We start from the raw sequence: 15249 nt of genomic DNA, 5'->3' as shown, positions 1-15249 counted from the left end.
GGCAGTGGGTCGATGACCCACTGCCTGAAGTGCGTCATGACGAAAGAATCAAAGTCGACCGTTTTTACTTTTGCGAGATAGGGAATAACAGATGAGGAAAGGATGTGACCTGATGAGTACGAAGAAGAAAGGGATATTGCTCTCATTTTTGATGCTGACGCTGCTCCTTGGGGGTTGTATTCGCATCCAATATGATGCGACGATCCATACCGATCAGAGTGTTACCTTAAAGACGACATATGCCGCAAAGGAACACCCAGTGGCGCGTTTATTGAATCTAAATCCGAATTGGAATAGTTATGTCAAACAGGCAGAAAAGAACGGCTATGCAGCGAAGGCGTTCAAGACGAAGGATGACTATGAAGGGATCCGGATGCAGAAGACATTCGCGAACTTCAAGGACATGACATCGATCAAGGACGAATGGAAGACGGGGATTGGCGGAATTCTCATTCCACCCGATACGAAGTTCGACATGAAAAAATCGGACGGTTTTTGGTTTGATACGTATCGACTTGATACGAACATCGATCTCAGTATCGATCGTTTGAATATCAAAGGCTATCAACCGACAGGACAAGTCAAGAAACTCGCCGATCGGTATATCCGTCAAGCCGATATCGAGATCAAGCTCCACGGTCCAAAAGTGATCGGTCTCCAAAATGGAGAAAAGATCGACTGGTCGAATTACCATGATGTGTCATGGAAATTATACGGAACGAAAGCCAACCAGCTACAGTTGATTGCGTATGTACCGAATCCGACAGGTTGGATCATTACCGGTATCGTGTTATTAATCGGTGTCGGATTATTCCTCTACTGGGTCTTTCACCGTGTCCGTCGTTTGCGCCGGCAACAGTTGAAGACGATCAGCATCTCGCTCCTCGTCTGTTTGATTGTCGGGGGAGGAGCGTGGTGGGTGTTCGCGGAAGATACGTCAAGTGCGCCGCCACCAACGCGTCAGATCGTCACGCAAGGAAAGAGTGAAATCGTGCCGACGTTCCTCGTCCACGGGTTATTCGGTACGGAGCGGACGTTCGTGCCGATGATTCAAAACTTCACGAATAAAAAAGTCGCCGATGATGGCGGTCGATGTGACGTGACCCGTTCCGGGAAAGCGACCTGTAGCGTCAAACCATCATCGACCGGCTACCCACTTGTCCGAATCGTCTTCGCAGATGATGAGGCAAGCCTTGTCGATCAGCAAAAGTGGTTGAATGCGGCGATTGCAGCTTACGATGCGAAACAAAAAGCGACCTTTGCCGATATTCAGCTCGTTGGGCACAGCATGGGTGGTGTCGATGTCGTCGCCTACACGGTCCAAGAGGAGATGCCGTATCACGTCCGAAAAGTCGTGACGCTCGACTCACCGATCGCCGGTTCGGATTACGCGAAGCTTGGCTTGACACTTGCGCCACTCGGCACGAATACGAACAGTCCTGCCATACGTGATCTTGCGAAAGGTTCTCCAGCGATGAACAATCTGACCCAACGGCTTGAGACGTGGCCACGCGACGTACTCGTCTATTCGTTTGGTGCCAAAGGAGGCGACTTCAATCTGATTTCGTTGAAGAGTTCGTTTGCACTCGAGAACTACACGGATAACATTCAGACGAAATCCTATAAGTATGATCACTTCACGATTCATCGCCGGGAGCCGGTCTTCCGCGAAATCCGCAATTTCCTGTTTAAAGAAAATCGAGTCACGGAGGAGGAACCATCATGAAACAGGTCGTCATCGTCGGCGGAGGAATTGCCGGTCTAACGGCTGCGGCATTGATTGCACAAGAAGGACATGCCGTCACGGTACTTGAGGGAAGCCGTGAATGGGGAGGATCAGCCGGGAAGTTCACGCGCCGGGACTTGACGTATCCAGTTGGAGCGACCCTTGGGATGGGATTTGAACCGGGTGGCATTCATGCCCGTGTGCTCGATCATCTCGGAGTGACGCACCAGGTCAAGCCACTCGACGTCGTCATGACGATTCGCATCGAAGGACGATTGATTCATTATTATCAAAATCGTGATGCGTTTCTAACCGAATTGACTTCACATTTTCCGGAGCAGGCATCGTCGATTCGGGCATTCTTTGCTGAAATCGAGCAGATACACGAGGCAATTCGTCCACTGATGGCAGAACTGCCGGCATTGCCACTTCAAGATTTAGCCGACGTCCGGCGGTTAGTCCGTCACACGAAAAGTGTCGTCCTCTTACCGTATTTTCCGCTGACGATTGGTCATCTGTTACGCAAACATCGACTAGCGGATACGCTGTTCGCACAAGTGATCGACGGGATCTTACTCGACAGCATGCAGACAGGACAGGAGGCGTCAGCTTTACTAGGAGCCGTCGCCTTATCGATTTACCATGAAGGTGCTTATTATGTCCCGGGTGGATTATACCGACTGGCCGAGCAATTGAAAGAGATAGCCGAGGCGAGCGGGGCAACCTGTCTCCTTGGGCGAAAAGTCACGTCGATTCGAAAGACACCGGATGGTTTCTTGATCGAGGATCGTCGCGGACGCTTGATGCTTGCTGATGCTGTCATCTGCGCAGTTCCGCTTGAAGGCATCAGGGAAGTCGTCAGTTCGGATATGCGACGAACGTTACGACGGACGTATCAGCGACAAGAAAAGCTACAGCAATGGGCGACGTTTACGTATTATGCGGCGATTCCGGAGTCGATCATTTTGTCTGACGAAGCATTCCGGCAAGTTCATGATCCGTCCTTACCTTCAGGTCATGCCTTCATCTCCCTCTCCCGTCCGGACGACCGGTTACGTGCACCAGCCGGTCAGCGGACGCTGACGATGTCATGTCATGTTCCGATTGGTACGTTTGATAAGACGGACCGGAAACGCTACGACGAACAGGTCGAGGTGATGTCGGCGATCTTCGAAGCTATTCTTGAACAACAGTTTCCTGGCTTCGTGCAACAGGCGATCGAACGCCATCCGGGTGGACCCGGTGCGTGGGTACGCTATACGTTCCGTCCGGATGGTGGAGTCGGGGGATATCCGCAACGTCCGAGTACAAGTCTCTTGTTCGCAGCGCCGTTTCGTACGGGCATCAATCACTTCTTTGCAATCGGGGACACGATCTTTCCGGGTGCCGGGACGATTGGGGCGACGACGTCTGCGATTCATGTTGCCCGACAGTTTGACGTCAGATTATGAGAAATCGTCGTAAAATGATGAAAGAAGCGACGCATCTGTCGCTTTTTTCACATTTGAGGATTATGATGAGGAAGAGTCGGGAACATGATATCCATGAACAGAAAGAGAGAAGGAGTGAAGAACCATGGAGACATTCGAACAAAAATGTCAGTCGTTCATTCAGGAACGACGACCTGAAGTCGGTCCGATTCAATTCGAGTCGGCGCGTACGTTTCTCAATGCACGCGGTTTAAGTGTCTACGAACGGATTTATCAAGGGAAAGAAGAAGTCCGATTAGCGTTCGTCGAGCAGACGAATGGTCAACAACTCGTTTCATTAATGGAAAATACATTCGGCAACGGACTGGTCTATTTTGTCTCAACGGCAACCGCGACATGGGATGGCGACCGTTTTGGTGAATACACGTTTTAAGTACATAGGGAGTCCCAGTCGATGACTGGGGCTCTTTCGTGTCGAAACCTAATCCTTGTCCCGTTCGTAAGGTAGATAAGTGACTCAGTTGAAGGAGGAAACGATGTGTCATCACTTGAACAACCTAAAACATCGACACGGCGGCTTGCGACCGTCTCGTTGATTTTCATGGCGGTCGGATTCGTCGTCTCATTGCCATTTAAAGAAAATGCGTGGGTCTTTTGGCTCCAGAGTGGTTTTGAAGCCGGACTCGTCGGTGGGATTGCCGACTGGTTCGCGATCACGGCGTTGTTTCGCCATCCGCTTGGCTTAAAGATTCCCCATACGAACCTGTTGCCGAAAAATCGGGAACGGGTCATCGAATCAATCGTTCATATGCTCGAGACGGACTTGCTCAATAAAGAGAGTATCGTCGCGAAACTCCAGCACATGACGCTCGCAGATCGTGTCATCAAAATCTTACGTTCGATTCTCGTTCTGCCTGCTTTTCGAGCGACCGTCACCGAACTGTTGATTGGTCTAATACGGAAACTACCGAAAGAGGCGATTCTTGAGTTTGCGAATACACGGGTGACGGAGACGATCAAAGCGTATCCGTCAAAACGGCTAGCGGTACGGGCGATGGAGTTAAACGAGGAACGTCGCCTCGACGAGTGGCTGATGGATCAGTTACTCGATTATGGGCAACGTCTGCTCGAAGACCCCGTCATCCGCGATCAGATTGGGCGCCTTGCCTATACGGCGATGATCGATCAAGAAAAGAATACGTTCTTGCGGGTGACGGCGCGAACCGTCCAAAAAGTCTATTCAGAAGAAAAACTCAGTCTTGTCATTCAAGGTGTCTTGCTGACGGTCATTCAAGATATGCGACACGTCCATCACCCGAATCGTTTAGCGATTCTTGATCATCTGCGTCGAAATCTGGCACAGTTGTCGATTGATGAAGAGCGTCTAGCGAAAATCGATGCCTGGAAGGCAAGCGAGGTCGACCGGTTTGACTTCGTTCCGGTCATTGAACGCGCGTATGATGCTGGTCTGATCGAACTCGAACGCTACTTGACGTCAGATGCCTTCTGGACGGAACGGGCGATGCCGATGCTTTCGCGCGCTTTAGACGACTGGGAACAGCATCCGACGTTCAAGGATAGCAGTGATCAATGGATGAAGGAGCAACTCGTTCGTTTCGTTGAACAAAATCACCAAAAAATCGGTGGACTCGTCCGCGAGAACTTAAACCGGTTCGATACGGAGACACTGATTCATATGATCGAGGATAAGGTCGGCAGTGACTTGCAATGGATTCGGGTCAACGGGGCATTGTGTGGATTCATCATCGGTTTGATTCTCGGTGCGATCAAGGTGTTCGTCGGATGAGCCGGTGGACATATGATGTGACGTTGTCGGAAGCATTTGATTTTAAAGGAGTCGTGTCTCGTTTGACGGGAGACCCGTTACAAATCGAACAGGATGGGCGACTCGTCGTTCCGGTCTTCATCAACGATCAGGCATACATCACGACGATGGAAGCCATCGATGGTTACACGTTACGGATTGACGGTTCAGGACCGCAAACAGCGGTGCTGACGCAAATCAATCGACGCTTTCGACTCAATGAGCCGAATCCTGCGCAGCGTCTCAAGGCGACGTCGTTACACGCGATCGTCGAACAGTTCGGTGACGAACGACTCGTGCTTGATCATTCACCGTTCACGGCCTTGATTCGCTCGATCATTCATCAACAAATCAATCTGTCATTTGCCCATACGTTGACGGAACGTGTCTTTCGAACATTCGGAACGGTCAAGGACGGAATCATTCTTCCGCCGACACCGCGTCAATTAGCAACGGCGCGTCGCGAGGACTTGCTTGCTCTGCAACTATCAGGACGTAAAGTCGATTATCTGCTTGGCGTAGCGACAGCAACGATTGATTATGATGCATTGACGTCAGCCGACGACGCAGAAATCGCTGAGACGTTGATTGCACTGAAAGGCGTCGGACCATGGACTGTCCAAAACGTCCTGATGTTCGGATACGGTCGTCCAGATTTGTTTCCGGCATCGGACATCGGGATATTACGGGCTTTCGAACAGTTACTCGGTTACCGACCGACTGTTGAAGAGGCGACGCGACTGGCAGAGGAATTTGCCCCTGTCCGTAGTCACGCCGCCTATCTATTATGGCGTTCGATTGAATAAGGAACTATTCTTGTCACTCTATCGCGAGAACGGTATAATGAATGCGACAGAACGAGGAATCGTTCAGAATGCTAAGGGAAGCGACGTGTTCGCTAACGATAGAGGGGACGAATGTGGATGTATACAGATGAACAAATCATCGAAAAAGCCAATGAAATCGCCAAAATGATTTCAGAGACACCGGAAGTAGAACGATTTAAAGCGGCAGAAGCCAACATCAATGGAAATGAAAAAGTCCAAAAGATGATGAAACAAATCAAGTTCCTTCAAAAAGAGGCAGTCAACTGCCAGCATTACGGCAAAACAGAAGCACTCGCACGTGTCGAAGCGAAGCTCGATAAATTGTTCGCTGAGCTCGATGAGATGCCTGTCGTCCAACAGTTCCAAGAAACACAAGAAGAAGTCAACGGACTTCTCCAATACATCACGGTGACGATCTCGAACGGGATTACGGATCAAATCATCGAAGCGACGGACGGAGATGTTCTCGCTGGTAAGACAGGTAGCGGCATGGAAGCAGAAAACAAAAGCGGCGGTTGCGGCTACTAATCACGAAATGAACGAAAAGCCGACGGACATCCGTCGGCTTTTTCTACGAATGAGGTGGAAGAATGGAAGCAGTACACAACACTCCGATGATGAAACAATACTTCTCGATCAAGGCGGATTATCCGGATGCCTTTTTGTTTTATCGGCTCGGTGATTTTTACGAATTATTCTTTGAGGATGCCAAAAAGGTCGCCCATGAACTGGAGTTAACGCTGACGGCGAAAAATGGAAAGAACGCGGAACATCCGATTCCGATGTGTGGCGTGCCTCATCACGCAGCGAACGGCTACATCGAACAGTTGATCGAGCGTGGTTATAAAGTGGCGCTTTGCGATCAAGTCGAGGATCCGAAGTTGACGAAAGGACTCGTCAAACGCGAAGTCATCCAAGTCATCACACCGGGAACGTTGATGTCCGCCTTGACGGAAAAAGAGAATCGGTACTTAGTCGCGGTCGTCGAACAGGACGGTCGCTTTGGGATTGCCCGCGGTGATGTCTCGACCGGTGAGAGTGCCTTGACTAGCGTTGCGACACTCGACGGTGTGGTCAAAGAACTGAGCATCATCCTGCCACGGGAAATCATCGTCACGACAGAGGAACATGAGACAGCGCTCGCACACTTACGGATTCCACTGACGCGTAGTTCACGGCGCGAGACGCATCCGCACGGTGACCGTGCGATTGATACAGCTCAAGCGGAAGCATTTGCCGTCCTCTATGCCTACATGCACGATACACAAAAACGAGCGTTGACGCATCTGCAACCGGCTGTCGTCTATGAGGCGAGCGACTTCATGCAACTCGAACCAAATACGGTCAAGAATCTCGAGCTCGTCCGCTCGGCACGGACAGGAGATAAAAAGGGTTCGTTGCTTGGTCTACTGGATGTGACAGGTACAGCGATGGGCGGACGGATGCTGAAACGCTGGTTAGAAAAACCGTTGTTATCGGAACGTGTCATCACGGAACGGCTCGACGCTGTCGAGGAATTGTTGCAGCACTATTTCGAGCGTCAACAACTAAAAGATACGTTACGCGAAGTCTATGATCTCGAGCGACTCGTCGCGAAGGTCGGGTATGGAACAGCGTCAGCGCGCGATCTCGTTCAATTGAAGTCGACGTTGCGATTGATTCCCCGCATTCAATCAGCGCTTGAGGAGATGATGAGTGAACGTCTCGGTCAACTCAGTCTCGGACTCGATCCGCACGATGAGTTGAGCGATCTACTCGATCGCGCGTTCGTCGAAGCCCCACCGATTTCAACGAAAGAGGGCGGAATGATTAAGTCCGGTTATTCCCCAGACCTCGACGAGTTACTCGTCGCCTCAAAAGACGGAAAGACATGGCTTGCGACACTTGAAGCCAGTGAACGGGCAGCAACCGGCATCAAGACGTTGAAGATCGGCTACAATCGCGTCTTCGGTTATTACATCGAGGTATCGCGTGCGAATGCCAAGCTGTTGCCAGAAGGACGGTATGAACGGAAGCAGACACTCGCCAATGCCGAACGGTATATCACACCGGAGTTAAAAGAAAAAGAAGCGCTGATCCTAGGGGCGGAAGAGAAGAGTGTCACACTCGAGTACGATCTCTTCTGTGGAGTGCGCGATGAAGTTAAAGGACATATCGAAAGCTTGCAACGGGTCAGTCGCCGGATCGCGGAACTCGACGTCCTCGTCGCACTAGCTGAGATTGCTGAGACGCATGACTACGTCCGACCAATCACGACGACGGGACGAACGGTTGATATTCAGCAAGGACGTCACCCGGTCATCGAGACAGTCTTACCGCGCGGTGAATACGTCGCGAACGGGATTACCTTAAACGAAGGACGCGAGATGCTGTTGATCACTGGACCGAACATGTCCGGTAAATCGACCTATATGCGACAGTTCGCCTTGATTGCTTTATTGCATCAAATTGGCTCGTTCGTACCAGCTGCTCAAGCGGAACTGCCGATCTTCGATCAAATCTTCACCCGGATCGGGGCAGCAGACGACCTCGTCAGTGGACAGTCGACATTCATGGTCGAGATGGTCGAGACACAAGAAGCCTTGACGCGTGCAACGGACCGGTCGTTGATCCTGCTAGATGAAATTGGTCGCGGGACCTCGACGTACGACGGGATGGCACTCGCACAAGCAATCGTTGAACACATCGCCCGGCACGTTGGAGCGAAGACGCTATTTTCGACCCATTATCATGAACTGACAGTGCTCGAAGAATCGATTGATCGATTAGCGAACGTTCACGTCCGTGCCGTTGAACAAGATGGGCGTGTCGTCTTCTTGCATGAAGTACGCGACGGAAAAGCCGACCAATCATACGGAATTCATGTCGCGCGGTTAGCTGATTTACCAGATAGTCTGATCGAACGGGCGCAAGTCCTCTTGTCCGAGTTCGAGCAGGCAGAGCCTATTCCGGTCGCAGCACCTGTCAAAGCTCCTGTTCAGGAAGAGCCGGTTGATCAACTCAGTCTGTTCTCAGAAGCGGATCCGCTGCGTGAGACGATGGCGAGTCTTGATTTAATCAACATGACGCCACTCGAGGCATTGAATACGCTGTACCGCCTACAAGCCGAAGCAAGAAAGTGAGGAGAATGCAGTGGGAATCATTCGTGAATTATCCGATAGTTTAGCGAACCGGATCGCTGCGGGAGAAGTCGTCGAACGACCAGCGTCGGTCGTCAAGGAACTGGTTGAGAACGCACTTGATGCCGGTGCGACCCAAATCGATGTCGAACTCGAAGAAGCCGGAATGAAACGGATGACGATCCGCGACAACGGACACGGGTTTTACCCGGATGACGCTGAACTGGCTTTCGTCCGTCACGCGACGAGTAAGATTAAGGACGAGCATGACTTGTTCCGAATCAAGACACTTGGTTTTCGCGGAGAGGCACTTGCCTCGATCGCGTCTGTCAGTAAAGTGACGTTGAAGACGAAACGTGAGGACGCGGAAGGGGTTCAAGTGACGCTGGAGTACGGGACGGTCGTCGAACGGACGCCAGCAGCAATGAACCGGGGAACGGAATTGACGGTCGAGCATCTCTTCTTCAACACACCGGCTCGATTGAAGTATTTGAAGACGACGCATACGGAGCTTGCGGCGATCACGGACGTGTTGAACCGGATGGCGTTCGCCCATCCGGACGTCAAGCTTCGGGCTACCCATGAAGGGAAGACGTTGATTCAGACGAACGGATCAGGAGACGTCCGGCAAGCGCTGGCGAGCGTCTACGGTCATCAAACGATCCAAGGGACGTTGGTCGCAAAAGGTGCGAATGCCGATTATCAATTGACGTGTCATCTCGTCAAACCGGAAGTGACCCGTGCCTCAAAGAATTACATCACGTTGATTTTGAATGGACGTTCGGTCAAAAACTTCGCCCTGACGCAAGCGGTCTTGAACGGTTACCATACGCTCTTACCGATTGGGCGGTATCCGATTGCAGTCATCGAGGTGACGATGGATCCACTCCTGATCGATGTCAACGTCCATCCGGCGAAACGAGAAGTCCGTCTTTCAAAAGAGATGGAGCTCTGCCAGTTGATCCAGGAGACAATCAAGATGACGCTCAGCCGGGAGACGCTGATTCCGAAAGTGACGCCACCGAAACCAAAAAAGGATCCGAGTAGCCAGGAAAAACTCGATTTTTCTTACGTCGCGGAACCAGTCGAAGAAACGTCATCGCGAGCGGTCTGGAATTATCCGATTCCGAAAAAGCCGCAAGAGGACGATCGACCACCTGTAGAGAAATCATTACCGTTTAGCAACGAGGATGATCTGTTCGAGCCCATCGAACCGGTCAAGCAAGACTTTGTTGAACCGATTGAGGAACCAGCCGCGCGTCCGCGCTTTCCGCATCTCGACGTCATCGGTCAGCTTCATTCGTCCTATATCGTCTGTGCCGGGGAAGACGGGATGTATATGATTGATCAACATGCAGCACAGGAACGAATCAAATACGAGACGTATAAGGTCATGTTCGGTCGACCACCGGAACAACGACAGCAATTGCTCTTGCCGTATACGTTTGAAATCTCGTCGGATGATATGAAACGGATGGATGAGGTCCTTCCGTTGCTAAAAGACGTCGGCATCGAGTTCGAACCATTCGGTCCACAAAGTTTTATCGTTCGAGAAGTTCCGACCTGGTTCCCATCCCATCGGCAGGAAGAGACGATTCAGGAATTACTCGATGAAGCCTTGATGAAGCGAAAAATCGATCTTGAGACGTACCGGGAAGATGCCGCCATCATGATGGCATGTAAAAAATCAATCAAGGCGAATCATCCGTTGAACGATGAGATGATGCGCCGGTTGATTGACGATCTAGCGAAGACGGAGATGCCGTTCACGTGTCCACACGGACGTCCGGTCATCATCGAATGGACGACGTATGAACTTGAGAAGTTATTTAAACGGGTCATGTAATCATGAAGAGGAGACGACCCCATTCAGGTGTCGTCTCAGATTAAAAAGGGAGCTGACTCAAAAGTCAGTTTCTGTAAAGAATGACGTGTCACACGCAACTCCTACAGGAACAGGCGCATTTATGCGCTATCAGAGACAAACAAGACCCGATTTTCTGCTTGAATGAAGCAGGAAAACTGGCTTGTGTCTCGCCTGAGGAAAGAACGTGAAAAGACGCGTCATTCTTTTTTGGAGTCAGCCCCTTTTTGTTCGTCTCGAATCATTTATTGTACTGATACACGACTGACTGGTTTTTGTTTGTCCTAATACAAAAAAGGTATGGATTTTCATGAGAACGGTTACTTCAGTTGATTAACTAGATTTCATTGATTGTTGAAGGGAAGAGGCGGATAATAAGACCCGAAACTGTTAACAAGGGGACCTTTATCATGCTTTCACGCGTTATGCGTATCATTCAAATCATTGCTCAAATCGCACTTATTTTTTGTTTTTCACTCAGTGGGGACTGGGTGAGCGAAACTTTCCAGTTACCATTACCCGGTAACATCATCGGCTTGATTCTTCTGTACGTGACGTTAAAAAGTCGACTGCTTCCTCTCGTCGCTGTTGAACGGGGCGGAACCTTTCTGCTGTTCGTCATGCCGTTATTCTTCGTTCCAGCACTGTCCGGAATCATGGATTATACGGCATTCCTTCGAACATCTGGTCTTCAAGTCGTGTTGATCGTCGTCGTCAGCAGCCTGCTGACGTTAGTCGGATCAGCGTATATCGTCGATCGCTTGGCACACCGAAAAGAGGCGGTGACCCCACATGAGTGAGACACTTTTTTGGATCATCCTGACCATTCTTTTATTCAGTGGCGCAATGTTCCTTTATCAACGTCATCCTCGTGTCTGGACGTTACCGATCCTGACGGTGACGGCTGTCCTGATCGTAATTCTCGTCTATAGCGGCGTCTCACATGCAGAATACATGCAGGGTGGACAATACTTGTCGAAGATGCTCGGTCCAGCGATCACGGCATTTGCGATTCCGCTCTACCGGGTCCGGCATCACGTTCGCCGTTTTCTACCGGAAATCGGGCTTGGTGTTTTGCTTGGAACATGTATTGCAATGAGTTCAGATCTGTTACTCGGTCTGCTACTCCATCTTGAGCGGACGACGAATCTTGCCTTGTTACCCAAATCGGTCACTTTACCCGTTGCCTTAGCGATTTCACAAAAAGCTGGCGGGACGACAACGCTGACGGCTGCCTTCGTTTTATTGACAGGATTGACAGGATCAATCGTCGGACCAAAATTAATGACGGGCTTGAAGATTCGTCACTTCGTCAGCCGTGGGGTTGGACTAGCCTCGATTGCCCACGTCATGGGCGCGACGAAATCGATGAGTCTTGACCAACGGGAAGGGGCGGTCGGTCTGCTGACGATGGTCTTGACGGCCGTCTGTGCCAGTGTCATCGCACCGTTTTTAATCACATGGTTATATGGGTAAACACTCTGTTTTTTAAACGGAGTGTTTTTTTGTAACCGATTGAAACTTGTCGACCACTTTTGCAGTATAGTACAACAGAAAACAGGGTGGAGGAGAATCAGATGATCATTTGGATTAACGGTACGTTTGGCGTCGGGAAGACGACGGCAGCAAAAGGGCTACAACAACGCTGGAGCGGATCACACATCTTTGATCCAGAGGAGACAGGCTATTTTTTACGAGCGCAACTGCCGGAAAACAAGGATGATTTTCAGGATGAGCCGTTGTGGCGTGCGTTCAATCGACAGCTCCTCGAGCAGCTCGATACGGAAAAGGCGCGGATCATCGTACCGATGACATTGACGAATCCAGCGTACTTTCAGGAAATCATCGGGACGTTACGAGCGAACGGTCATGACGTCCGTCATATCGCCTTGATGGCGAAGGAGACGACTGTCAAACGTCGGTTGATTAGCCGCTTCGAGCATCCGAATTCATGGGGTGGTCAACAGGCAGAACAACGCTTACGTCAACTGACCGATCCATTGTTCAGTCAACAGATCGAGACGGATGATCTGACGAAAGGACAAATCGTCGATGCGATTGCCCTCGTGACCGGGATTGGACTCTCGCCTGCCCGACCATAAAGGATTCAAGAAAGATGTTTCCGGGAATCATTAGATGATAATAGATGAGGAGGAAACAATCTTGAACGAAGGGCAACTTATTGCTAGGAGGATTTATGAATATGAAACACTGGATGACTGAGAAATTGGGCAGACAGTTGATGGCGATTTTTTATAGTGTCTTTGCACTAAGTGTCATCACATCGGTTGCCAGTTATTTATACGTGGATAATGCAGACGGTCGGACGAAGGAACAAGTACTCGACCAGTTACAAAAGACACAATGGTTCTGGTTCTTGAACTTGATGATATTTTTATTTTGTCTATTGTTCATCGTTCGCCCATTGATTCATCGGGTGACGTCACAACTCCGCGAATTAAACGTCAAGAGTCGTCGCCTTGCAGAAGGCAAGTCGATTTCGCTCGAGCATGATGTCGACAGCCATAATGAAGTCGGTCAATTAACGGCATCATTTTACCAGATGGCACGGTCGATCTCATCACAACATGCGGAATTGTCAGCTAAGAATCAAGAAATGGAACACAATCAGGAAGTATTGAAGCAAAAACAGAACGAGCTTGAGCGTGCTCTTGAATTGACGCGGACGAATGAACTCCATTTGCAGGATCGGAATGAACTGATCGAAACGCTTGCTTCAAAGGAGAGTTTATTCGATTATTCATCCGTCATCAGTACGATCGTCCGGTTGACGAAGACGGAATTCGGTGCTCTGTTATTGATCAAGAATAATGAAATCGCTCAAGTCGTTCCAAAAGAAATGACAGAAGAACAACAAGAGAGTCTGAAGACGGAGTCGTTACTACTAAAGCGAGTCATGATTTCAAAGGAAACCGCACATTCCTCAAAAAAGGTCGCGAACGACGATCTCATCAAGTATCCGTATCACGTCTATGAAGGTGTCATTCCGATCATGGATCCGGCAAAAGAAGAATTGATTGCCTGTCTCTATCTAGCACGGTTTGACGCACCATTCAACCAGCAGGATCTAGCGGAACTGGAATCGTTCTCGAAACAAATCGCGATCTCATTGATGCGAATGTCACTTTACGAACAGATGGAATACGAACGAAAAGAGACGGCACAACTGTTGAATTCCGTTCGGGAAGCGATTCTCTACATCAAACACGAAGAGAAGACGATCTTAGGAAATCAGGCGTTATTCGATATCTTCCAGTCGTTACAAGTCGAAGAAGACAACGATTCGATGACCTTCCTCGAAGTCCGACCGGAAACGATGTTCGAGCAGATGGACCAAAAGGAAGCGTTTGAAGCATACTTTGAAGAAGTCTTATCGGGTGAGATTCCGGAGGGCATGTTCTCCTTGTCGATCGACCAAGGTGAATACTTCATTCAAGTCTATGCCGAAGCCATTGCGCACGGGGGACATTCAAAAGGAACGATTCTCGTCTTCCGTGACGTCACGGCTGAGACAGAAGTGGACCGCGTGAAGTCGGAACTCGTCTCAACGGTATCGCATGAACTTCGAACACCGCTCTCTTCAATTTATGGCTTTACGGAGCTCATGTTGAAACGGGATTTGGATCCTGAGCGGAACAAGCGATACTTGCAGACGATTCACGATGAATCAAAACGTCTGACCGATCTCGTCAGTGACTTCTTGAACGTCCAGCGGATGGAGTCAGGAAAGCAAGAGTATGACAAACAAATCTTTGACCTGAAAGAAATCGTCAAGGAACAAATTCAGTTTTATCAAGCAGCGACGGAGCAACACAGTCTGCAGCTTGATTTGAATGATGAACAGGACTTCATGGTCGAGGCAGATGCGAATAGCATGAAACAGTTACTCGGTAATCTCTTGAATAACGCGGTGAAGTACTCACCGGACGGCGGGGATGTCGTCGTGACGATGACCCACCAGCACAATCAGATCGAACTAAGCGTTCGCGATTTCGGGATCGGGATTCCAAGCCATTCGATGCCGCATCTATTCAGTAAGTTTTACCGGGTCGACAACTCAGACAGCCGAAAGATTGGCGGGACGGGACTTGGATTATCGATCTGTAAGGAAATCGTTCGCGCACATGATGGCAATATCGAAGTCGAATCGATCCTTGGAGAAGGAACGGTCTTCCGGGTCAAATTGCCGAGTGCGACAGACGCGTTACTCGAAGCAGAATGAAGAGACGAAGAAGAGGCGTTATCATGCGCCTCTTCTTTTTTGTCGTTTCACGTGTGAGATTCGTCCAAATTCATGCGCTTGGCTAAAACGAGTAAGATGCAGACATTTGAACGATAAATCGAACAGATTGATGACAGAACGGCTGAAACAGTTGAAAAAATCGTAAATTGTGCAGGGATTGCTAACGTTTCTGTACTCTCGCTATAGTGATTACA

General features: G+C 49.8%; 12 protein-coding genes. All 12 read left to right on the top strand.

Features of this window, described 5'->3' with window-relative positions; all coding sequences use genetic code 11:
- Window positions 1–109: 109 nt before the first annotated feature.
- Window positions 110–1726 (top strand): alpha/beta hydrolase, encoded by a 1617-nt coding sequence (locus AYO36_RS09080; protein ID WP_064300424.1) that lies wholly within the window; start codon window positions 110–112, stop codon window positions 1724–1726.
- Window positions 1723–3177, top strand: a complete 1455-nt coding sequence (locus tag AYO36_RS09075) for a phytoene desaturase family protein (protein WP_082874217.1) — start codon at window positions 1723–1725, stop codon at window positions 3175–3177. The genes AYO36_RS09080 and AYO36_RS09075 overlap by 4 nt, the downstream gene beginning before the upstream one ends.
- Before the next feature lie 124 nt (window positions 3178–3301).
- Window positions 3302–3589, top strand: coding sequence for a hypothetical protein (locus AYO36_RS09070; RefSeq protein WP_029341204.1), 288 nt, complete (start codon window positions 3302–3304; stop codon window positions 3587–3589).
- A 105-nt stretch (window positions 3590–3694) separates the two neighbouring features.
- A complete protein-coding gene (locus tag AYO36_RS09065) occupies window positions 3695–4963 on the top strand; it encodes a DUF445 domain-containing protein (RefSeq protein ID WP_064300228.1) in 1269 nt (422 codons plus the stop codon).
- Window positions 4960–5787 carry a DNA-3-methyladenine glycosylase family protein gene (locus AYO36_RS09060; protein WP_064300227.1) on the top strand — a complete coding sequence of 276 codons (828 nt, stop codon included), beginning with the start codon at window positions 4960–4962 and terminating at the stop codon, window positions 5785–5787. Before AYO36_RS09065 ends, AYO36_RS09060 begins: the two co-directional genes overlap by 4 nt.
- Window positions 5788–5898: 111 nt before the next feature.
- Entirely contained in the window at window positions 5899–6336 is a 438-nt protein-coding gene (locus AYO36_RS09055) for a YlbF/YmcA family competence regulator (RefSeq protein WP_023467714.1), read from the top strand.
- A gap of 62 nt (window positions 6337–6398) precedes the next feature.
- Complete coding sequence (gene mutS / locus AYO36_RS09050) at window positions 6399–8930, top strand: DNA mismatch repair protein MutS (RefSeq protein ID WP_064300226.1); 2532 nt, start codon at window positions 6399–6401, stop codon at window positions 8928–8930.
- Window positions 8931–8940: 10 nt separating this feature from the next.
- The gene (gene mutL / locus AYO36_RS09045; protein ID WP_064300225.1) at window positions 8941–10773 is read left to right on the top strand and encodes a DNA mismatch repair endonuclease MutL; all 1833 of its coding nucleotides are present in this window, start codon (window positions 8941–8943) and stop codon (window positions 10771–10773) included.
- 428 nt (window positions 10774–11201) lie between these two features.
- Window positions 11202–11591 (top strand): CidA/LrgA family protein, encoded by a 390-nt coding sequence (locus AYO36_RS09040; protein WP_050677344.1) that lies wholly within the window; start codon window positions 11202–11204, stop codon window positions 11589–11591.
- Window positions 11584–12267: an LrgB family protein gene (locus AYO36_RS09035; protein ID WP_023467718.1), complete on the top strand. Its 684-nt coding sequence runs from the start codon at window positions 11584–11586 to the stop codon at window positions 12265–12267. Before AYO36_RS09040 ends, AYO36_RS09035 begins: the two co-directional genes overlap by 8 nt.
- A gap of 101 nt (window positions 12268–12368) precedes the next feature.
- Entirely contained in the window at window positions 12369–12893 is a 525-nt protein-coding gene (locus AYO36_RS09030; protein WP_064300224.1) for an AAA family ATPase, read from the top strand.
- A 101-nt stretch (window positions 12894–12994) separates the two neighbouring features.
- Window positions 12995–15034 (top strand): ATP-binding protein, encoded by a 2040-nt coding sequence (locus AYO36_RS09025; RefSeq protein WP_064300223.1) that lies wholly within the window; start codon window positions 12995–12997, stop codon window positions 15032–15034.
- Window positions 15035–15249 lie beyond the last annotated feature (215 nt).

This window comes from Exiguobacterium sp. KKBO11, from assembly GCF_001644945.1.
Lineage (GTDB): Bacteria > Bacillota > Bacilli > Exiguobacteriales > Exiguobacteriaceae > Exiguobacterium_A > Exiguobacterium_A abrahamii.
Note: the sequence above shows the minus strand (reverse complement) of the source record. Positions and strands in the feature narration are given on the sequence as shown.